19 protein-coding genes are annotated in these 20,990 nt (G+C 44.4%); 7 read left to right on the forward strand and 12 right to left on the reverse strand.

Annotation, left to right across the window (positions count from 1 at the left end; genetic code table 11):
- Positions 1 to 5 precede the first annotated feature (5 nt).
- The 8 genes from R8N47_RS08935 to nrfB form a co-directional block, all read right to left on the reverse strand.
- Positions 6 to 602 carry a GTP cyclohydrolase II gene (locus tag R8N47_RS08935; RefSeq protein ID WP_025767283.1) on the reverse strand — a complete coding sequence of 199 codons (597 nt, stop codon included), beginning with the start codon at positions 600 to 602 and terminating at the stop codon, positions 6 to 8.
- Positions 603 to 873: 271 nt separating this feature from the next.
- Positions 874 to 1,050, reverse strand: a complete 177-nt coding sequence (locus tag R8N47_RS08940; protein WP_020480909.1) for a hypothetical protein — start codon at positions 1,048 to 1,050, stop codon at positions 874 to 876.
- A gap of 146 nt (positions 1,051 to 1,196) precedes the next feature.
- Positions 1,197 to 1,607 (reverse strand): heme lyase NrfEFG subunit NrfF, encoded by a 411-nt coding sequence (gene nrfF, locus R8N47_RS08945; protein WP_005376841.1) that lies wholly within the window; start codon positions 1,605 to 1,607, stop codon positions 1,197 to 1,199.
- Positions 1,594 to 2,127, reverse strand: a complete 534-nt coding sequence (locus tag R8N47_RS08950) for a DsbE family thiol:disulfide interchange protein (RefSeq protein WP_064354127.1) — start codon at positions 2,125 to 2,127, stop codon at positions 1,594 to 1,596. The genes nrfF and R8N47_RS08950 overlap by 14 nt, the downstream gene beginning before the upstream one ends.
- Positions 2,105 to 4,012, reverse strand: coding sequence for a heme lyase CcmF/NrfE family subunit (locus tag R8N47_RS08955; protein ID WP_064354128.1), 1,908 nt, complete (start codon positions 4,010 to 4,012; stop codon positions 2,105 to 2,107). Before R8N47_RS08955 ends, R8N47_RS08950 begins: the two co-directional genes overlap by 23 nt.
- Before the next feature lie 9 nt (positions 4,013 to 4,021).
- Positions 4,022 to 4,993: a cytochrome c nitrite reductase subunit NrfD gene (gene nrfD, locus R8N47_RS08960; RefSeq protein WP_042522790.1), complete on the reverse strand. Its 972-nt coding sequence runs from the start codon at positions 4,991 to 4,993 to the stop codon at positions 4,022 to 4,024.
- The gene (nrfC, locus tag R8N47_RS08965; RefSeq protein ID WP_017636123.1) at positions 4,990 to 5,676 is read right to left on the reverse strand and encodes a cytochrome c nitrite reductase Fe-S protein; all 687 of its coding nucleotides are present in this window, start codon (positions 5,674 to 5,676) and stop codon (positions 4,990 to 4,992) included. The genes nrfD and nrfC overlap by 4 nt, the downstream gene beginning before the upstream one ends.
- A gap of 1 nt (position 5,677) precedes the next feature.
- Positions 5,678 to 6,280, reverse strand: coding sequence for a cytochrome c nitrite reductase pentaheme subunit (gene nrfB / locus R8N47_RS08970; protein WP_064354129.1), 603 nt, complete (start codon positions 6,278 to 6,280; stop codon positions 5,678 to 5,680).
- A gap of 450 nt (positions 6,281 to 6,730) precedes the next feature.
- On the opposite strand from nrfB, the gene nrfA reads away from it, so the two are divergent.
- Positions 6,731 to 8,158: an ammonia-forming nitrite reductase cytochrome c552 subunit gene (gene nrfA / locus R8N47_RS08975; protein WP_064354130.1), complete on the forward strand. Its 1,428-nt coding sequence runs from the start codon at positions 6,731 to 6,733 to the stop codon at positions 8,156 to 8,158.
- A gap of 121 nt (positions 8,159 to 8,279) precedes the next feature.
- Here nrfA and R8N47_RS08980 read toward each other — a convergent pair whose 3' ends face one another.
- From R8N47_RS08980 to gyrA, 3 genes are all read right to left on the reverse strand, one after another.
- On the reverse strand, positions 8,280 to 8,834 hold the full coding sequence (locus tag R8N47_RS08980) for a hypothetical protein (protein ID WP_009706900.1): 555 nt from the start codon (positions 8,832 to 8,834) through the stop codon (positions 8,280 to 8,282).
- Positions 8,835 to 8,876: 42 nt separating this feature from the next.
- Positions 8,877 to 9,500 carry a tetratricopeptide repeat protein gene (locus R8N47_RS08985; protein ID WP_053306577.1) on the reverse strand — a complete coding sequence of 208 codons (624 nt, stop codon included), beginning with the start codon at positions 9,498 to 9,500 and terminating at the stop codon, positions 8,877 to 8,879.
- Positions 9,501 to 9,623: 123 nt separating this feature from the next.
- The gene (gyrA, locus tag R8N47_RS08990) at positions 9,624 to 12,344 is read right to left on the reverse strand and encodes a DNA topoisomerase (ATP-hydrolyzing) subunit A (protein ID WP_053306578.1); all 2,721 of its coding nucleotides are present in this window, start codon (positions 12,342 to 12,344) and stop codon (positions 9,624 to 9,626) included.
- Between the two features lie 475 nt (positions 12,345 to 12,819).
- Here gyrA and ubiG point away from each other — a divergent pair, with 475 nt between their 5' ends.
- The 4 genes from ubiG (at position 12,820) to yfaE (ending at position 17,809) form a co-directional block, all read left to right on the forward strand.
- Positions 12,820 to 13,527, forward strand: coding sequence for a bifunctional 2-polyprenyl-6-hydroxyphenol methylase/3-demethylubiquinol 3-O-methyltransferase UbiG (ubiG, locus tag R8N47_RS08995; protein ID WP_054577035.1), 708 nt, complete (start codon positions 12,820 to 12,822; stop codon positions 13,525 to 13,527).
- A gap of 501 nt (positions 13,528 to 14,028) precedes the next feature.
- Positions 14,029 to 16,311: a class 1a ribonucleoside-diphosphate reductase subunit alpha gene (nrdA, locus tag R8N47_RS09000; RefSeq protein ID WP_005376819.1), complete on the forward strand. Its 2,283-nt coding sequence runs from the start codon at positions 14,029 to 14,031 to the stop codon at positions 16,309 to 16,311.
- Positions 16,312 to 16,394: 83 nt separating this feature from the next.
- The gene (gene nrdB, locus R8N47_RS09005) at positions 16,395 to 17,528 is read left to right on the forward strand and encodes a class Ia ribonucleoside-diphosphate reductase subunit beta (RefSeq protein WP_005376818.1); all 1,134 of its coding nucleotides are present in this window, start codon (positions 16,395 to 16,397) and stop codon (positions 17,526 to 17,528) included.
- On the forward strand, positions 17,528 to 17,809 hold the full coding sequence (gene yfaE, locus R8N47_RS09010) for a class I ribonucleotide reductase maintenance protein YfaE (protein WP_005376817.1): 282 nt from the start codon (positions 17,528 to 17,530) through the stop codon (positions 17,807 to 17,809). The genes nrdB and yfaE overlap by 1 nt, the downstream gene beginning before the upstream one ends.
- 96 nt (positions 17,810 to 17,905) lie before the next feature.
- Here the strand turns inward: yfaE and R8N47_RS09015 are convergent, their stop codons facing one another.
- Positions 17,906 to 19,138: a CinA family nicotinamide mononucleotide deamidase-related protein gene (locus R8N47_RS09015; RefSeq protein ID WP_213913655.1), complete on the reverse strand. Its 1,233-nt coding sequence runs from the start codon at positions 19,136 to 19,138 to the stop codon at positions 17,906 to 17,908.
- Between the two features lie 191 nt (positions 19,139 to 19,329).
- Here R8N47_RS09015 and R8N47_RS09020 point away from each other — a divergent pair, with 191 nt between their 5' ends.
- Positions 19,330 to 20,232 (forward strand): DUF3943 domain-containing protein, encoded by a 903-nt coding sequence (locus R8N47_RS09020; protein ID WP_064354132.1) that lies wholly within the window; start codon positions 19,330 to 19,332, stop codon positions 20,230 to 20,232.
- A 221-nt stretch (positions 20,233 to 20,453) separates the two neighbouring features.
- Positions 20,454 to 20,966, forward strand: coding sequence for a glycine cleavage system protein R (locus R8N47_RS09025; protein ID WP_064354133.1), 513 nt, complete (start codon positions 20,454 to 20,456; stop codon positions 20,964 to 20,966).
- The last annotated feature ends 24 nt before the right edge of the window (positions 20,967 to 20,990 follow it).

Raw genomic sequence — 20,990 nt, forward strand, 5'->3', positions numbered from 1 at the left:
TAGGATTAAACCTTTAGGTCATGTTTTCCGTGAGAGACTTTTGCCTTCAGATAATTTTCGTTGCCATCTTTGATATGTGCAGAGGTATTGACAACCTCGCCAATTTCAATTCCGTACTCAGATAACTCACGAATTTTCTTAGGGTTGTTCGTCACGAGGCGGATCTTATTCACGCCTAAAGCTTCTAGCATTTGTGCTGCTTCTGTGAAATCACGCAGGTCATCATCAAAGCCCAAATGGTTGTTAGCTTCGTACGTGTTCATGCCTTGGCTTTGTAAGCGGTATGCATCGATCTTATTGTACAAACCAATACCACGACCTTCCTGACGGAGATACAAGATGATACCACCGGACTCGCCCATGCGATTGATCGTCTCTTCTAGTTGCTCACCACAGTCACAGCGTGAAGAGTGAAACACATCGCCTGTCAAACACTCAGAGTGCATACGAACTAAAGGCATGTCCTGAGTTTGGTCCGCTTGTTTAAAGATAATAGCAACATGCTCTTTGTCTGTCTTCAGACCATGGAAAGACAGAATTTCGGCATCAATGTTACTTTTTGCCCCGACTTTAAAATCTACTCTGGCACGTACTTCCGCCATATCTATACTCACTCGATTTATTGCTTGATGCGCTTGATGCGTTTTCGTTATTGCATTCATGGGATTTACTCGTTGCTCTTCAACTATGGGGACTGATACCGCATTTTGCAATATAGAGATCACAATTGAGGGCAGTTATCCACTCAAGACAGCAAAAGAGAAACACTCTCCAACTGAACAATTGTTATATTATAACAATTTAAAAAAACTACAATAAAAAACCCCAGACAAATTTTGTCTGGGGTTTCAAGAAGGTCGTTTGGTCTATCTTTTAATGGGTCTGACTGCGCTTCCAAACGGCGAGTTCAATCCAAACTGCTTCGAGTTCTTGGATTTCCTCGTCGGTCAACACGGCGAGCGTTGAAGTAACTTGAGGCAGGTTCGGTGATTGCAATGCACGAATCTGCGAATAGAAGTCTTTTTTAAGTTGTAATATAACTGAATCCACTGCGTGCACCTATTTCGTTCTTTTATTACTTATCCAGCTCAAAATTTTTATTTTCTTTATACTGGAAACTTCACAAATTCGGAAAAATGATAACATTCTGCTTGTTAAGTGCACAATTTATTTTTAATAGTGGAATAACGGTCACATTAATTACGCTTCACCATTCGGATCGAATATAAGACAAAAAAGATCAAAAATAGCACAGGAAAGATCCACAACAGCGCCGTGGAATAATTTAATGGTGGTTGGTACAGAACAATATTCCCATAACGAGCAACTAGATAGTCCTTTATTTCTTGATCTGAGCTGCCTTCATTGGCCATCGTATACACTTTCAACCTCAGGTCTTTAGCCGCTTGTGCATTAGACTCGACAAGGTTTTGGTTTTGACACTGCGGGCAGCGTAATGCCTTGGCTAACGAGGTTGCACGCTGTTGCACTTCAACGGAATGAAATTCAAACAGATCAACATTCTGTTCTATATCCGCACTTCTCGTGAAAGGAGAAAATAGTATAAATAGGATGAAAGTGAGGAGAAGATTATTAAATCGAAACATTCAAGTATCCTGAAAATATATCGTTCCATTTATCTGCCGTTAGCTCTCCACGATATTTGATCAATATACGACCATTTGGATCAATCAAGTAAGTTTCCGGCGTTCCGATAACACCTAGCTCCACAGCGAGCTTTCCATTAGGGTCACTAATTACTTCAATATATGGATTTCGTTTAGAGCTCAAATATTCACGAGCGGCTTGTTTTTGATCTCTATAATTCAGCCCAATAATAGGCACACCGAGTTCTGCTAACTGCAATAATTCTTCATGCTCTCGTTTGCACACTCCGCACCAAGATGCCCAAACATTCAATAATTTATATCCGTCGCTTTTGAACAACTGCTCAGAAACCATGTCATCAGAGATCAGAGAAGTAGAGCGAAAATTAGGTGTCTCTAAATTTCGTTGTGGGGACAATTCAACATGCGGTCGCTCAGACAAGGCCATCGCAGTTACTACAGTAAACACGGCAACAGCCAAAACGAGACCTGCGAGTTTAAGCGTATTTCTCGATCGCATTGATAGCCTCTCTCTTTTTCTTTAGGCCGGTTAACAGCGCACCAAACACAGCTAATAACCCACCAGACCATATCCACCAAATACCTGCTCGGTACTGAACTTTAATCGCATAAGCATGAGTGTCGACTTTGTCACCCAATGTCACGTAATAATCGCCATGCCATAGTGAACGAATCGCAGGCTCGGTCATATTCATCACTCGCACAGGGTAATGGCGCTTTTGCGGGTTGAAATTGAACATGCGGCCATCTTCCAAGTGCAAGGTGATCTGTCCTTGTTCAGCGGTGTAGTTTGGCCCCACCAGCCATTCGATACCATGATAATCGATAGTGATCCCCGCCCTTTGTTGAGAACTGCCGGGTTCGACACGTAAATTATGTTCATATGAGTAGTGACTGTTGAATACAGCTCCACTCACCGCCAGCGCAAAACCGATATGTGCCATCACGATTGGCATGAGTTTGCGCTTATTGGAACAACGAAACAGCATAACGAGATGCGCCACAATCACCCAAGTAGCCAATATTATGGTTAGCAATACTTCGAAATGCAGTGCGTGCACTAAGAAGATAAACCCGATCCCAGAGACAAGAGATAACGCAATACTGATCGCAATATCAGCGCTTACACTCGGCACTGTGCCTTTTGTCCATTTCAGCAGCGGCATGAAAGCTAAGGCAATCAGAGCCAGTATGCTTAATGGGAAGATCAGACTATTAAAATAAGGTGCGCCAACTGAAATGTTTCCTAAACCGAGCAGTTGATAAACCATCGGATAAAAAGTGCCAAGAAAAACGATGGCAGTCGCAATAACCAGCAGCCCTTTGGCGATATAAGCAGTGTAAGCTCGGCTCGCTAGAGATTGAAGTTTGAAACGAGGGAGTTGTTCTCCTCGCAAAATCAGTACGCCAAAAGTGATAATGACAAGCAAGCTCAATACACCAATCAGCACCAAACCTTTAGTTGGGTCCACCGCAAAAGCGTGCACTGAAGTCAGCACGCCAGAGCGCACCACGAATGTCCCTAAAATGCTTATGCTGAACGTAGCAAACGCCAGTGCATAGGTGCTCCAAATTGCGCCTCTGTTACGTGTTGCGACAACACCGCTGTGCAATAAAGCGGTACCCGTAAGCCAAGGCAGTAAAGAAGCGTTCTCCACAGGGTCCCAAAACCACCAGCCGCCCCACCCTAATTCATTGTACGCCCACCATGATCCCACCAAGATACCCAACGTAAGCGTTCCCCACGCAAAAAACGCTGCGCTACGAGCGACCACATACCAATCGCTCATCCGTTGTTTACCCAATAGCGCTGCTAATGCAAAAGCTAATATTGCTGCGTAACCAACATAACCGAGATAAAGCAATGGTGGATGAATGATAAGCCCAACGTCTTGCAACATTGGATTTAGATCTCGCCCTCCCGAAGCCAATAATTGGGCATATTCGAACGGGTTAGAGGTCCTTAACGTGAACCATGCAAACGTCCCAATCAGAACGTTCATGATTCCTAGACAGTCACAAGTATATTTGGCGTTGAGCGGTGACTTAAATGCAATAAATGACGCCCATAAACTTAGGGTGACGACCCAAAACAACATGGAGCCTTGGTGCCCACCCCAAGCGGCAGCAATTTTGAACGCCACGGGAAGTTGACTGTTGGAATGCGTAACAACATATTCCAACGCGAAGTTGTCTTGCACGAAGCAGACGATCAGAAGTGCTAAACAAATGATGGAAGCTAAGCTAATGATGTGGGTCATCGCGACTTGATGCGGCAATGTCGCCTTCTTACCCATAGCAAGACGTAGCCAATGCAGCAACGATGCACAAGTCGATGTTACAGCCACCAATATCAGTAAGAAGAACCCTAGCTCAGCTTCCATTTATCCCCCTTACACTACGGTCATTTGACCGGCATAGAGAATGAAAGTACGCAGCATAAGTACGCCAACCAAGCTCAACGTCGTGACCACAAAAACGTAACTGCCTTTGTGGCGCACTTCTGAAGGCGTTAACCAATTGAGAGTCAAAGGCGTAATCATGCCGATGAACACTACGCCAACCCAGAACCATTGAGCCCAGAATCCACTCGAAATAGCATTCCAAGCCGCGACTTCGTTCTGACCACCGCTGAAGATCAGTCCAGTAAAGAATGTCACTAAGACAAACAACTCAAACAACACTACTGGGCGTTCAAATCCGTGCACCCAAGACACACTTGGGCTGCTGGTCGACTCTTTAAACACCAAGATGCCGAACATCAAGCATGCCGCTGCACCCGAGGACAAACTAGAGAACAGGAACAAGATTGGCAGTACTGGATTGTTTAGCATTGGGTAAGTCTTCAATGCAGACAATAGAAAGCCAGTGTACGCTGCAAGCACGATGGCTAAGAAGCCCAAGAACAATTCAATTGCGTTGTTGGCTTTCCCCGCCTTAATCAAAATGCCATCGGCAAAATCCAGCAGTTTGCTTGGTAACTTCCCTTCACAGAAGCTGATGATTTGATGGCGGAAGATAACGCCAATCCAAACAAACAGCACTAGCATGTACACTTGGAACAAGATCACGCCCATCGACATCACAGACGTTGGGTTGTAGTAGATCATGATCTTCCAAAACTCTAAAGGCTTGGTTAAATGGAAAATCAAAATTACCAACCCAGCAATGATGCCAAATGGTGCGAGCCAAGCCATCGCTTTCATGATGCCGTTTTTTGCGGGATCACCTTCAATCACTTTGCGTTTTAAATAGATAGAAATCATCACCGCACCTGCTGACATCCCAGCAAGGAATAAGTAAATCGCGATGATCCAATCCCAGACTAACGAGTCAAAGTGGAATGCACTTTCGAAGCCGTTCATGATGACACCTCCCCTTTGCTATGCGGAATTTTGTACAGTTTAGGTTGCGTACCTAAATGCGATTTATCGCGATAGACAACATGGCTTTCGATAGCTTTGCTCACCTCGCTAGTTGGGTCATTCAAATCACCAAAGATGAGTGCTTTTGTTGGGCAAGATTCCACGCAAGCTGGCTGTTTACCTTGCGCTAGGTTGGTATCACGGCAGAAGTTACATTTATCCGCAGAGTGATCGACTGGATTAAAGAAGCGCACTTGGTAAGGGCAAGCGGCAAGGCAATAACCACATCCGACACATTTCTCTTTGTGCACATCCACGATGCCGGTCGCTTCATCTTTGTATGCAGCGCCTGTTGGACAAACGTACACACATGGTGGGTTATCACAGTGCTGACAGGATTCGCGAGTAAACTGGTATTCCACATCTGGAAATTCGCCAATCGGTTCACTGCGATGAATTTTAAGTCGCGTTACGCCTTCAGGGACTTTATTTACTTCGCGACAAGCATCGGTACAAGCGGTACAGCCAATACAGGCATTTTCATCATGAACCATACCCATGCGTTTCGCTTGTTCACTGTTGCTGGCATAGAGAGAGGAGCTAACAACGGAAGTGCCTGCAACGCCTGTAGTTAAAATCAACGCGCCGCTGCCGGCTAAAAAGTTTCTTCTCGAACATTTCATGCTATCTCTCCTCTTCTTTGGCAAGTTCAGGTTCGACGGCAAATTCAGAGTGACAATCCACACACTGCTTGATCAGTTGTTTTCTGTCGTACGACAACGCTTTGGTTTTCGCTGCGTGTACATCGTGGCAATTTGAACAAGTGAGGTTTTTGGCGTGCACATCGTGCGTCCAGTGGCTTTCTCTCAGCTGTGTCGGTGCGTGGCAATCCACACATTGGCTGTTAGCTTTAAGAATCATGCTTGGATCAAGGAACACTTTGTCGTGTACTTCTTTCGATTGCGCTGCAGAAAACTTAATCACATCAGGCGCACCTTCACGATGGTCGGGACCAATGTTGCTATGGCAATTGGTGCAATTAAGTTGCTTCCCTTGACTCAATAACGCTTGCGAATCATGCGATAGGTTCAGAGTCTCTTTTGCATCCTTATGACATTGCAGACACTTGTAGTCTCGGTCACGGATCAACTCGACTTGATGACGCTCAGCTTGAGCACCTTCAATCGGCTCTGAAGAAGTCGCATGGGCGGCGATGGAGAAACCATAGATGGCAAAGACGAAGAGAAGTTTCAGCATTGTCTCTATGGTCAATTTTATATTGCCCATATTGTTCTTTCCTTAGCTCGATAATAATTGATAACTATTCTCAATTATTTATTTGAGCGACAATTAATTTCCTCTGAAGATATTTTTTAGATCTTCAAATGACATCAATTCTTATTTCGGAAAGCCACAACGCTAAACCTATATTTATAATACCTCTATTATTCATAAGGGGTAGAAACACCTGCTCAAAAAGCGAACTAAATCACCCTATTTTAAAAAAGGTTAAAAACCCAAAGCATTGTAGAACAACGACTTAACAACTACCACTTTAGGGGTATATAAATTCAAACATGACTGAGATCACTGGTGTAAATTGATCTAAAACAAGACAAGAATCACTCACTATTTCATCTGTCCAATTAAGCAATATTATTAATCGTAGATCTCCAGTTCTTATTTGGAATAGCTCCTCACAACGCTGCTAATAAAAACGAATATGGAGATAACACTGTGAGCATAAAACACTGGATGAGCGCACCTATTGCGGTTGCGACCTTATTCGCCAGCCAATTATTTTTGGTTGGCGCTCCGTTAGCGGCAGAAGAGAAGGATTTTATCGATCCTCGTAACGATGTCTTTGAACAGAACCACCCTGATCAATACCATTCTTGGAAAGCAACATCCGAAAGTGAGCACATTGAAGATGCTCTAAGTGAAGACCCAAACATGGTTATCCTGTGGGCAGGTTATGGTTTTGCTAAAGACTACAACAAAGCGCGCGGCCACTTTTACGCACTTGATGATGTTCGCCAAACCTTACGTACCGGCGCACCGACTGATGAAAAATCCGGGCCTATGCCGATGGCGTGCTGGAGCTGTAAAAGCCCAGACGTTGCTCGCGTGATTGGTGAACGTGGTGAAGACGGTTATTTCGAAGGTAAATGGGCACGCTTAGGCTCAGAAATCGTCAACCCTATCGGTTGTTCCGATTGCCACAACACGGGCTCTGAAGCCTTCAAGAAAGGCGAACCCGCGCTGGCACTGACTCGCCCATACGTCGAGCGTGCTTTTGATACTATCGGTAAAAACTTTGATGAACAGTCTCGCCTAGATAAGCAAGCATCGGTCTGCGCTCAATGTCACGTTGAATACTACTTCACCGGCCCAACTAAAGCGGTTAAATTCCCATGGGATATGGGCACCACCGTTAATGACATGGAGAAATACTACGACGCGTTGAATTTCAAAGATTGGACGCATGCCGTATCTAAAGCGCCGATGCTAAAAGCACAACACCCAGGTTTCGAAACTTGGAGAGCGGGTATTCATGGTAAAAACAAAGTGGTGTGTGTGGACTGCCACATGCCTAAAGTGACCAAAGAAGACGGTACGGTGTACACAGACCACAAAGTGGGTAACCCATTTGATCGTTTTGAAGACACCTGTGCGCAATGCCATACCCAAACTAAAGAGCAGCTACAAGGCATCGTCTCGACTCGCAAAGTGCAAGTACTGAACATGAAGCTAACCGCCGAGAAGCAAATCGTAGCGGCACACTTTGAAGCAGGCGCAGCGTGGAAAGCAGGTGCAACAGAAGCAGAAATGGAGCCTATCCTACAAGATATTCGCCATGCACAATGGCGTTGGGACTACGCGATTGCTTCTCACGGTGTTCACATGCATGCTCCTGAGGTAGCGCTTGAAGTACTAGGTACTGCAGTTGATCGCGCCGCTGACGCTCGTACCAAGTTGGTTCGTTTACTAGCAGCCAAAGGCATCACTGACCCTGTTCAAATTCCAGATATCTCTACCAAAGCGAAAGCACAACAAGCACTGGGCATGGATATGGATAAGATGAACGCAGACAAGAAACACTTCCTAGAAACAGTAGCGCCAGAATGGGATAAAGCAGCCGCTGAACGCGAAGCCACGTATTAATCTAACAAGCAGAGATTAATCTATAGATACAACAAGGGGCGTACTGAACGCCCCTTTTTTTGTTTCTTTGTTATCTTTATTTCTTCATCCCCGATTCTATCGAGAGTGAAAATCGAATGTACTAGCGACGAGGAAGCCTAGGTCTCGGTTGAATATTTGGACGTGCTTTAGGCATCTGCACATTTGGACGAGCAACTGGGCGTTGGATCTTCGTTTCCGGTAATGCTTTTCTTTGTTGAACCTTTTCTTTTACCGCTTTGTCTTGTAAAGCCGCTGGCTCAATACGCTCCGGACGATTCTCCCATTTGGTTTGAATCTCTTGCTTTTGCTCGTCAGGCAATGATTGCCAATGATCGTCGAGTTGGCGTTTCATGTTATCGATATTGGCGGACATATCATCGTCCTTCCAATCCTCGACTTTGTCTTTGATGGATTGCTGTTGGTCTTCATCTAAACCATTCCACCACTCTTCCAGTTTCTCTTTGTATTCGTCGTCGTTGTCGCAACAACCCGGATAGTAATAAATCCAGTAGTCGTCATGATCGTACCACCACGGATCGTAATAACCTGAAGAATAATAAACCGAAGAGGAAGAACCAGAATGATCGGAAGAGCTACAACCCGCTAATACAGAGCCGCACAGCAAAACCAATATGCTTAGTGCCTTATTTTTCATTCGTTGCCCACCTTTCCCTCTACTGCTTATTAAATTGTACGCTTACAACAGCTCTTTTGCTTTGTTAATAGAGTTAATGATTTGCACCCTATCTAAATTTGGATCATTAGAATCTAATAATAGTACCCAGGCATCAATCGCTTCCTGAAATCGGAATGACAGAAAATGATCATTTGCGATCAAAGACAAAGCGGCTTCATTGTGCGGTTCTATCTGCAAAGCTTGCTCCAAAAGCAAGCTAACTTCTTGCGTCATTGATTGCTGGTGAATGTAGTACAAGGTCGTCGCTTTTGCGGCAAGTTGCGTGGCACTGACTGGCTCAGTCAGCTGGATCGCGTAATCAAAACAAATCAGCGCGCCATCAAATTCCCCCTCTAGCAGGTAGCCCTGCCCGAGTTGGAACCACAATTCAGCGTTGTTCGGATCTTCACGCAACTGGTCTTGAATCTCTTTCATGATGTCACGAGCAGTCATCATTCGTGACATTTCCGCTTGTATTGGTTTAGGCGGAGTTTGATGCAGCAATAAGAAACTGGCACTCGTCACGACAAGTACTAACAGGCAAAAGCCAAACCATTGAGTAGGTTTAGCTTTTGATGCACTCAGTGATAAGAGTACGATAAACAACCCCATCAGAGTGATGGCAGCGAAAAACCAAACAGACATAACACGTCCTGTAAACAAAGATAACGTCAGTGTACGCATTTCTTACTTTAAATGCGTTGATACAGATACAAAAAAGCCGAGCAACTAAGGCTCGGCTTTTCATATCAAGATAACGGTGTAAGATTACTCTTCGTTACCTTCCTCTGCATCATCAGCAGCTGGAGCTTCTGAAGCGTCTTGCTGCGTATTTTCGTCTGTTGACTCTAACGCTTCTGCATCTTCATCAGCAGGCAGCTCTTCATCATCAACTTCTTCAATACGTTGCAAACCAACAACTGATTCATCTTCCGCAGTACGGATAAGCGTTACACCTTGTGTGTTACGACCAACTTGGCTAACTTCACCCACACGAGTACGTACTAACGTGCCAGCGTCGGTGATCATCATCATTTCATCACCTTCAACAACCTGGATAGCACCAACTACCGGGCCATTTCGCTCAGAAACTTTGATAGAAACTACACCTTGAGTGCCACGACCTTTTGTCGGGTACTCGCTAAGTGCTGTGCGTTTACCATAACCGTTTTCTGTAACCGTTAGGATGTCGCCTTCGTGCGAAGGAACAATAAGTGATACAACTTGGTCATTTTCAGCCAGTTTCATACCACGAACACCAGAGGCGGTACGACCCATAGGACGAACACCTTTAAACTTGATCTCTGGCTGACCATTCTCATCAAGAACTGGTTTACCATTTTTATCAAGTACTGGAATCTCTTCTGCTTCTTTAAAGCGAACCACTTTACCCGCTTTAGAGAACAGCATGATTTCATTTTCGCCGTTAGTGATATCCACACCGATTAACGAATCGTCTTCACGTAGGTTCACAGCGATTAGGCCGTTTGAACGTACGTTTGCAAACTGGTTCAACGGCGTTTTCTTAACCGTACCGTCACCTGTTGCCATGAAGATGAATTTGTCTTCAGAGAATTCATCAACACGTAGAATCGCGGTAATGCGCTCACCTTCTTCGAGTGGAAGGATGTTTACGATTGGCTTACCACGCGCAGTACGGCTCGCTAGAGGCAATTGGTAAACTTTCAGGCGGTATGTTTTACCACGAGTAGAGAAACACAAGATGTTATCGTGGGTATTCGCCACTAGAAGACGCTCGATATGGTCTTCATCTTTCATCTTAGTCGCACTCTTACCTTTACCACCACGGCGCTGTGACTCGTAGTCGCTCAGTACTTGGTACTTAACGTAACCACCGTGAGATAGAGTAACCACAACGTCTTCACGTGCGATCAGCTCTTCCATGTCAATATCATGGCTCGCAGCTGTGATTTCTGTACGACGAGCGTCACCAAAGCCGTCACGAACCGCTTCAAGTTCTTCACGGATCACTTCCATCAAACGCTCAGTGCTCGCAAGGATATGCATGAGTTCAGCGATTTCTTCTAGAAGTGTTTTGTATTCGCCAAGAATCTTCTCGTGTTCTAGACCTGTTAGTTTATGTAAACGTAGATCTAGGATAGCTTGTGCTTGTTGCTCAGTCAGGAAGTACTGACCATCACGAATACCATATTCAGGCTCTAGCCATTCAGGGCGCGCAGCATCTGTACCAGCACGCTCTAGCATTGCTGAAACGTTGCCTAAATCCCAACCACGAGCGATAAGACCCGCTTTTGCTTCAGCCGGTGTAGGTGCCTTACGGATAAGCTCAATGATTTCATCAATGTTAGCAAGCGCTAGAGCTAAACCTTCAAGGATATGAGCACGTTCACGCGCTTTACGCAGTTCGAAGATAGTACGACGTGTCACAACTTCACGACGGTGATCAACAAAGCACTTCAACATATCTTTTAGGTTGAATAGCTGTGGCTGGCCATTGTTTAGGGCCACCATGTTGATACCGAAAGTGGTTTGCAGCTGAGTCTGAGCGTAAAGGTTGTTTAGAACTACTTCGCCCACAGCATCGCGCTTACACTCAATAACAATGCGCATACCGTCTTTATCTGACTCGTCGCGCAGTGCACTGATACCTTCTACTTTCTTATCTTTAACTAGCTCAGCGATCTTTTCGATCAAGCGAGCTTTGTTCACCTGGTAAGGAATTTCAGTGACGATAATGGTCTCTTTACCATTCTTCTCCACTTCGATGTCCGCTTTCGAACGCATGTAGATTTTGCCACGACCTGTTTTGTACGCGTCTACAATGCCTTTACGACCGCTGATAAGCGCCGCCGTTGGGAAATCAGGACCAGGAATGTAATCCATTAGTTCATCAATAGTGATTTCTTCATTATTGATGTATGCAAGACAGCCATCAATCACTTCGCCAAGGTTATGAGGCGGGATGTTGGTTGCCATACCTACTGCGATACCAGAAGCACCGTTAACCAATAGGTTTGGAATTTTAGTTGGAAGAACCGCTGGGATCTGCTCAGTACCGTCGTAGTTTGGTACGTAGTCTACGGTTTCTTTGTCTAGGTCAGCCAATAGTTCATGGGCAATTTTTGCCATTCGAACTTCGGTGTAACGCATTGCCGCAGCAGAGTCGCCATCGATCGAGCCAAAGTTACCTTGACCATCGACCAGCATGTAACGAAGCGAGAACGGCTGAGCCATACGTACGATTGTGTCGTACACAGCACTATCACCATGTGGGTGGTATTTACCGATTACGTCGCCGACAACACGGGCTGATTTTTTATATGGTTTGTTCCAATCGTTGCCTAGTACGTTCATCGCGAATAAAACGCGGCGGTGTACTGGTTTTAGGCCATCACGCACATCTGGAAGAGCACGACCCACGATGACTGACATCGCATAGTCTAGGTATGAACCTCTAAGCTCATCTTCAATGTTTACGGGCGTGATCTCTTTAGCTAAATCGCTCATAGAGCCATTATCCCTCTATTATCTGATCGTAATTACGATACGTGTAAGGTGCAAAAATATAACACACAATTCATCACTTCGGCATCACTTTCCCTCTCCTTTTATCAGGTTGTGAGCTTGGTTATGAATCAAATGTCGAGAATTTGCACACTCATCCCATATCTTTCTGATTAGTGGTTATATTTCGGTCAACATTGAGCAAAATCGGACCCTTTACGCGGAAAAGCGAGGTAAATTCCTTTAACCACACAACGCGAAAATGCAGGTTTTAGAGTTATTATCACTGGCACCAGTTCAAGGATGAACCAAAAACAATAGTTAGCGCTTTACAAATTACAGGCACCTGTCTCGATTGCCGCGCCAGTGAACTCTGTCATTGTCCCTTAACTAAGCACATCGAGGTTGTTTGGGTGTAAAACGTTGGAGTATACTGGCGCCCTCTAAAGGACTCAGATTGAATGCAATAAAACCAATTATGACTAAAGCACAAAACGTCGACCCAAGTGAAATTAAGAAATTCGAGGACATGGCTTCTCGATGGTGGGATTTAGAAGGCGAGTTTAAGCCGCTTCATCAAATTAACCCACTTCGTTTGAACTATGTACTTGAAAAAGCAAATGGCTTGTTTGGCAAGCGCGCACTTGATGTCGGCTGTGGTGGTGGCATTCTTGCTGAAAGCATGGCAAAAGAAGGCGCTATTGTGACTGGACTTGATATGGGTAAAGAACCATTAGAAGTCGCGCGACTACATGCATTAGAAACAGGTACTCAACTGACCTACATTCAGAGCACAATAGAAGACCACGCTATAGAAAACGCAGGAACTTACGATGTCGTGACTTGTATGGAGATGCTTGAACACGTTCCAGATCCTCTCTCCGTTATCCGCTCTTGTGCTGCGCTAGTCAAACCCGGTGGTCACGTGTTTTTCTCAACTTTGAACCGAAACATTAAGTCGTACTTATTTGCTATTGTCGGTGCTGAGAAGCTTCTTAAGATTGTTCCTGAAGGCACTCATGAGCACGATAAGTTTATCAAGCCAGCCGAAATGATGAAGATGATAGACCAAACTGACCTGACGGAAATGGGCATTACTGGGCTTCATTACAACCTTCTAAATGATAGCTACAAACTCGGTCGTAATGTAGATGTAAACTACATCGTTCATACTAAAAAATACTGAACGCTATTAAGTTAAAAAATGAGTTTTGTGATTGACATTTTTTAAAGAAAATGAATCGGAAGCGGTAGCACAAAGTTGCCGCTTTTTTTGTCTTTTTATGGCTAAAATTCGTGCTCTAGATTCCATTTTGACCAAGCCATTTTTCGTAGATAAAAACGGCCAAAGATCAAGGAAAATATTTTTGCATGCGGTTATTTCTAAACCGATCTCGAAACCGTACTTTTAACCATTCAAGTCTGCCCTTTTCTCATCGGTTAGTGTTCACTTACTGATTTTTTTCATTTTGTCAGTTATCCACAAGTCATCCCCGATCTGTACCTTGATAAATCAGTGTAATAGCACTATCTTGTAACCCGCAAACAAATGAACCCCTATATGTTGTGTTTAAGCGACAATATATAGATAGACTTTGATCACAAAGCCGCCGCAAGCTTTACTCATATTGCACATAAACAAACAAAAATACGGCTTTTATCAGTTTTCTTAGGGAAATAAAGCAGAATGAACCAACAACTTACCGTCACCAAGCGTGATGGCCGTAAAGAAAGTATCGATCTGGATAAAATCCATCGCGTTATCACTTGGGCTGCAGAAGGTCTAGATAATGTTTCGGTTTCTCAAGTAGAACTTCGCGCTCACATCCAGTTTTACGACGGCATCACAACGACAGATATTCACGAGACAATCATCAAGTCTGCGGCAGACCTGATCTCTGAAGAGACTCCGGATTACCAATACCTAGCTGCTCGCCTAGCGGTATTCCATCTGCGTAAAAAAGCGTATGGCCAATACGAGCCACCAACGCTTTATGATCACGTGTCTCGCCTCGTCGATATGGGTAAGTACGATCAACATATTCTAGAAGACTACACAAAAGCAGAACTCGACGAACTTGATGCGTACCTCGACCATAAACGCGACCTAAACTTCTCATACGCGGCAGTTAAGCAGCTAGAGGGTAAGTACTTCGTACAGAACCGTGTTACGGGCCAAATTTACGAAAGTGCTCAGTTCTTATACATCCTTGTAGCAGCGTGCTTATTTGCGAAATATCCAAAAGCGACGCGTCTTGATTACATCAAACGTTTCTACGATGCGACATCGACATTTAAGATTTCTCTACCTACGCCAATTATGTCTGGCGTGCGTACCCCTACTCGCCAGTTCAGCTCATGTGTTCTGATCGAGTGTGGCGATAGTCTTGATTCTATTAACGCAACAGCAAGCTCAATTGTTCGTTACGTATCTCAGCGCGCTGGTATTGGTATCAACGCAGGTCGTATCCGTGCATTAGGCTCAGAGATTCGCGGTGGTGAAGCATTCCACACTGGTTGTATTCCGTTCTACAAGTACTTCCAAACAGCAGTAAAATGTTGTTCACAAGGTGGTGTACGTGGTGGCGCAGCTACTGTGTTCTACCCAATGTGGCACGGTGAAGCACGCTCACTAATGGTACTTAAGAACAACCGTGGTGTTGAAGAAAACCGTGTTCGTCACATGGACTACGGTGTTCAGTTAAACAAACTGATGTACCAACGTTTAGTTGAAGGCGGCAATATTACGCTATTCTCACCATCTGATGTACCTGGTCTGTACGACGCATTCTTCGAAAACCAAGAAGAGTTTGAGCGTCTATACGTGAAGTACGAGAACGATCCTTCAATCAAGAAAGAAACGGTTAAAGCGATTGAAATGTTCACTCTGCTAATGCAAGAGCGTGCATCAACGGGTCGTATCTACATCCAGAACGTGGACCACTGTAATACTCACAGCCCATTTGATTCTGAAGTTGCTCCAGTTCGTCAGTCGAACCTATGTTTAGAAATCGCACTACCAACGAAACCATTAACTAACGTTGAAGATGACTCAGGCGAGATCGCACTGTGTACGCTTTCTGCATTCAACTTAGGTGCTATCAAGTCTCTAGATGATTTCGAAGAGCTATCCGATCTTGTTGTTCGTGCGTTAGATGCACTGCTTGATTACCAAGATTACCCTCTACCAGCGGCATACAAATCGACTATGAACCGTCGTACGCTAGGTGTTGGTGTGATTAACTTTGCTTACTACTTAGCGAAGAATGGCGTGAAATACTCTGACGGTAGCGCGAACGGCCTAACTCACCGTACGTTCGAAGCAATGCAGTACTACCTATTGAAAGCATCTGTAGCACTGGCGAAAGAACAAGGTAAGTGCCCTTCATTCGACGAGACGAACTACGCGAAAGGCTTACTGCCGATTGATACGTATAAGAAAGATATCGACCTAATTTGTGACGAAGCGCTGCACTACGACTGGGACAGCCTACGTAAAGAAATTATGGAGCACGGCCTACGTAACTCAACACTGACTGCGCTAATGCCTTCTGAGACTTCTTCTCAGATTTCAAACGCAACTAACGGTATTGAGCCACCACGTGGTTACGTTTCAGTAAAAGCTTCGAAAGACGGTATCCTGAAGCAAGTTGTACCAGAGTTCACAGAACTTAAAGACAGCTATGAACTGCTTTGGAATATCGGTTCGAACGACGGTTATCTACACCTTGTGGGTATTATGCAGAAGTTTGTTGACCAAGCTATCTCTGCTAATACTAACTACGACCCGTCACGTTACGAGACTGGCAAGGTTCCAATGAAGAAACTACTTCAAGACCTGCTAACAGCGTATAAGTTTGGTGTGAAAACGCTTTACTACCACAACACTCGTGATGGCGCGAAAGATGAACAGAAAGACGCTGTTCAACCACAAGATGACGATTGTGCTGGCGGCGGTTGTAAGATTTAATCTTCCCGTACCTAGCGAACCCGTAAAGACAGACTATCGATAACCTCCCCCTTACGGGGAGGTTTAAAAGGAATTGAGGCATTATGGCTTACAGTACTTTTAACCAAAAAAAGAATGACCAATTGAAGGAACCAATGTTCCTAGGTCAATCAGTAAACGTTGCACGTTACGACCAACAAAAGTTTGAGATTTTCGAAAAACTTATCGAGAAACAACTTTCTTTCTTCTGGCGTCCAGAAGAAGTAGACGTATCTAGCGACCGTATCGATTACAACAAACTGCCAGATCACGAGAAGCACATCTTCATCTCTAACTTGAAGTACCAAACGCTTCTTGACTCTATCCAAGGCCGCAGCCCTAACGTGGCACTGCTGCCGCTTGTGTCTCTGCCAGAACTAGAGACTTGGATTGAGACTTGGTCTTTCTCTGAAACGATTCACTCTCGTTCTTACACACACATTATTCGTAACATCGTGAACGACCCTGCTGTAGTGTTTGATGATATCGTTGAGAACGAGCACATTCTGAAGCGTGCAAAAGACATCGCGCACTACTACGACGATTTGATTCAAGCGACGAATGATTACCATCGCTACGGTGAAGGTGAGCATGTCCTTAACGGTGAAACGGTTAAGGTTAGTCTGTACGATCTTAAGAAGAAGCTGTACATCTGTCTGATGTCTGTTAACGCATTAGAAGCCATTCGTTTTTACGTAAGTTTCGCATGTTCTTTCGCTTTCGCAGAACGCGAACTAATGGAAGGTAACGCGAAAATCATCAAGCTGATCGCTCGTGACGAAGCACTTCACTTAAACGGCACGCAGCACATGATCAACCTGCTACGTAACGGTCAAGATGACTTCACTTTCATGCAAATCGCAGAAGAGGCAAAACAGGACTGTTTTGACCTATTCAAAGAAGCGGCTGAGCAAGAAAAAGAGTGGGCAGAGTATCTATTCAAAGATGGCTCTATGATCGGTCTAAACAAAGACATCCTAAGCCAATACGTTGAATACATCACAAATATTCGTATGCAAGCGGTAGGTCTACCAGCAGCGTATCCAGAAGCAACAACCAACCCAATTCCATGGATTAACGCTTGGTTGTCTTCAGATAACGTTCAAGTTGCGCCTCAAGAAGCAGAAATCTCTTCTTACCTTGTGGGTCAAATTGACAATGAAGTTCGCGCAGATGACTTCGAAGGATTCGAGCTGTAATGGCAACACTCAAAATCAACAAACTGATCAGCATTGAATCCAACCCTTCCAATACGATTTTGGAAACAATGGAGCAAGCTGGCCTATTACCAGAATACAACTGCCGTGATGGGCACTGCGGCGCCTGTCGCTGCAAATTGGAGTCTGGTGAAGTGGAGTATGTTGGTTTTGCCATGGCTTACACACAAAGTGATGAAATATTACCTTGTATCTGTAAAGCAAAATCAGATTTGTCACTTAGCGGCGTTAACTACGCGATGAAAGAAAAGCAGCGCGCATAACGTTGACTCGACGGTATAAAATGCAAAAGCCAAGGCAATCACCTTGGCTTTTTTGTCTCTGTGTTTTGTCTCTCAGACTACTGTATAGAGCTTTGGTTATAAAGCACTGCTCGGGAGGTGCATCTCTTTAACTTTCTCTAAAAATGCATAATGCGCAAACATCGGTTTACGTTCTAGGTAGCGACGCAACAAGTCTAGAGCTGCCGTGCTGATCACTTTAACTTGATCACTGCGCTGATACTTTTTCGAGAGTTTATATAACGCTCCCCACTCGCCTGACGGTGTCGATAAAGCGACGGAAAAAAAACCCTCTTCAATATGGCCAGTAACGAGTGATAAATCCGTCCCACACTTCTCTCGCGTAGCACCAGCCAGAGCAAACGTTTCTGCTAATGGATCTCCGCTGTTGGCCATCGCTTGAGTCAGGCTCGGTAGTATCCAACCATGCCCTAGTTGCTTTTCAGCGTTTTCATCACCGTTTAGCCAGTACGTTAAGTATCCTCCGCTACTTTTTTCGGAGGTCGACACTGTTAGTCCTTTATCGACCAACAACTGGCCGACATTTTCAACCATAGGTAAATCAATACTAACGGTATTACTCTCAAGGTGTTTATTAATTATCTGTACGAGTTTCAAACGCTGTTCAAGCTGATCTGAAGGACCAAAAAGTTTCACTTCAATAAAAGGCAAGTAAGAGCGATACCCTAGCTCATAGCCTTGAGGAAGTTTTAGCTGATCTAGCTTATCTGAAATACCGGATTCAGATAGACCAAACGTGTAGATTCGACTACAACATGAACCTTGAACATCGGGAAACACTCTTCTCAGATCGGGAAGAATTTGCGTCTCTGCCATGAGCTTAAATTCACTTGGTACACCCGGTGTGAAATAAAAAATGGCATCATTAATCAGCATTTTGAAACCGCAAGCAGTGCCTATCGGGTTGTCCAATATCCCTGCCGTTTCTGGCAGCATTGCTTGCTTTAAATTACTGTCCGGCATAGGGATGCCACGTCGAGCATACAAACTTTCTAGATGCTGCAACCACTCTTTGAATAGCACCAGTTTACAATCGGCGGCTCTCGCGGCGGCGGCAGCACTCATGTCATCCGTTGTAGGGCCTAAACCACCATTAACAATAACCACATCGTTGTTAAAGCTGAGCATTAAAAACTCTTCAACCAAACTCGATAGGCTATCACCAACCGTTGAGCGCTTTGTTAAGCCAAATCCATGTTGATAAAACAGGCTAGACAACCATGCCGCATTAGTATCAACAATATCACCGTGGAGGACTTCCTCACCAGTACTAAGCATTGCTATTTTCACAACTGACTCCTGAACGTAAGCACAATCCTATTTTCGTTATAGCGCTTATTTTTCTTTTTATTTGGACAAATCTCGCCGAGGTTTGTTGGGACTAAATAAGGGTCAAGTGTTTAAATGATTGATGTTTTGAGGGATAATTACGAGCCCGAACATACACCATTAACTCGGAGACCTTTGTGTCAAAATCATCCATGCTCAAGACGACTCTAACAGGCCTTTGCTTGGCTTCGTCAGCGCTTGCACACGCAAGTCGCTATGACCTAAACCGTCATACAGAGTTTTCTTACACACCTGATTGCTTGTCAGGTTACTGCGAAACGACGACTCTGTACACCTTCGAGGCTCAAAATCGCGGTGTTATGTATGAACAGAATAATGATGATTCGCTAAACCTTGACGCAGGGCTTCAGCCTAAACATCTCATCATCCCTCAAGATAAAGACTGGGATTACCTGATGGGTCAAACCTACACCATTCTAGGTCTCAGTATCGCGACCGTAGGCATGATGACTTTTCTTCCAGAAAGTATCACCAAATGGGACGAAGAAGACCGAGACATGAGTAAGTTGGGGCAAAAGTGGAAAGATAATGTCTCTGACGGCCCCGTTTGGGATCGCGATGAACATGTCCTCAACTACATCATGCACCCATATTTTGGCGGCGTTTACTACACGGCAGCACGTCACGCTGGCTATAATGAATTTCAGTCGTTTTTGTACTCCGCAACTATGTCGACGTTCTTTTGGGAGTATGGCGTGGAGGCGTTCGCAGAAGTACCATCTTGGCAGGATATTTTTATCACACCATTCTTTGGTGCTGTTGTTGGTGAAATGATGTTAACGGCTGAGCAAGACATTATTGCCAACGGCGGCGAAGTTATGGGCTCTGAAACCGCAGGTGATGTTTCGCTCTTCTTCTTAAACCCTGTTGGACATATTCATTATTGGGTAACTGATGCATGGGGCGGTAGTGCAGAACTACAATTCAATTCATCACCTTGGTTTGGAAACCAAGATGTTGCAAAATTCGCCATGGACGCAGGCGCAAACTATGACAGTCAATTTTATGGTGTCGAGTTAAAAGTAACGTTCTAATCCTAAGTTGATACTCGGTAAAAAGCAGCCTTACGATGGCTGCTTTTTTGTGCTCTGAACATTATTTTAATTATTTCCATCACGAATTAGTGTTAAAAATTGACTTTCATCAAACATTACCTGCCCTTAGCACCTACACTAAATAAAAGGATTTATTCCAATAACTTAAGTAGCACGTTTATTCGTACTGCGTCCAAACCTTGATTCCAGGAGGGGACATTATGAACACCGTATTTATTGTTAATTTTGTCGGACAAGCGTCACCCGCCACGATTAAAGAGCTCGCTGCAATCACACACGAAAACGGCGGGAAATGGCTGATCAGCAAAGTAAACTTTATCGAAGACCAAGTTGCAGGTGTCATCAAAGTAGAGCTTCCAAGAGAAAATGCCGACATCGTTAAACAGGCGTTCTCTTCTTGTCAGACTCTTGTTGTTAGGTTCGTCGACTCTGAACCTCATTCATATCGTGAAGAGACTATCTTCCAACTTCGTTTAGATGCCAACGATAGAGCGGGTATTGTGAATGAAATTACTCACGTTCTCGATAATCAAGGTATCTCAATTTTAGATATGGATTGTCAGCGTGTATTCATTGCTGGAGGCGGAGGGGTAAGCTCTAGCTTATTCAGCGCTAAAATGGCGATAAAACTACCTAGCGAGCTAGAAATTGAAGACATAGCCAATGAGTTAGAATCTCTGAGTGAAGACACTCGTGTAATTGTAGAAAGCTAACTGCATACCTTTAACGCTTCCCCA

It is taken from the genome of Vibrio sp. 2132-1, from assembly GCF_033344315.1.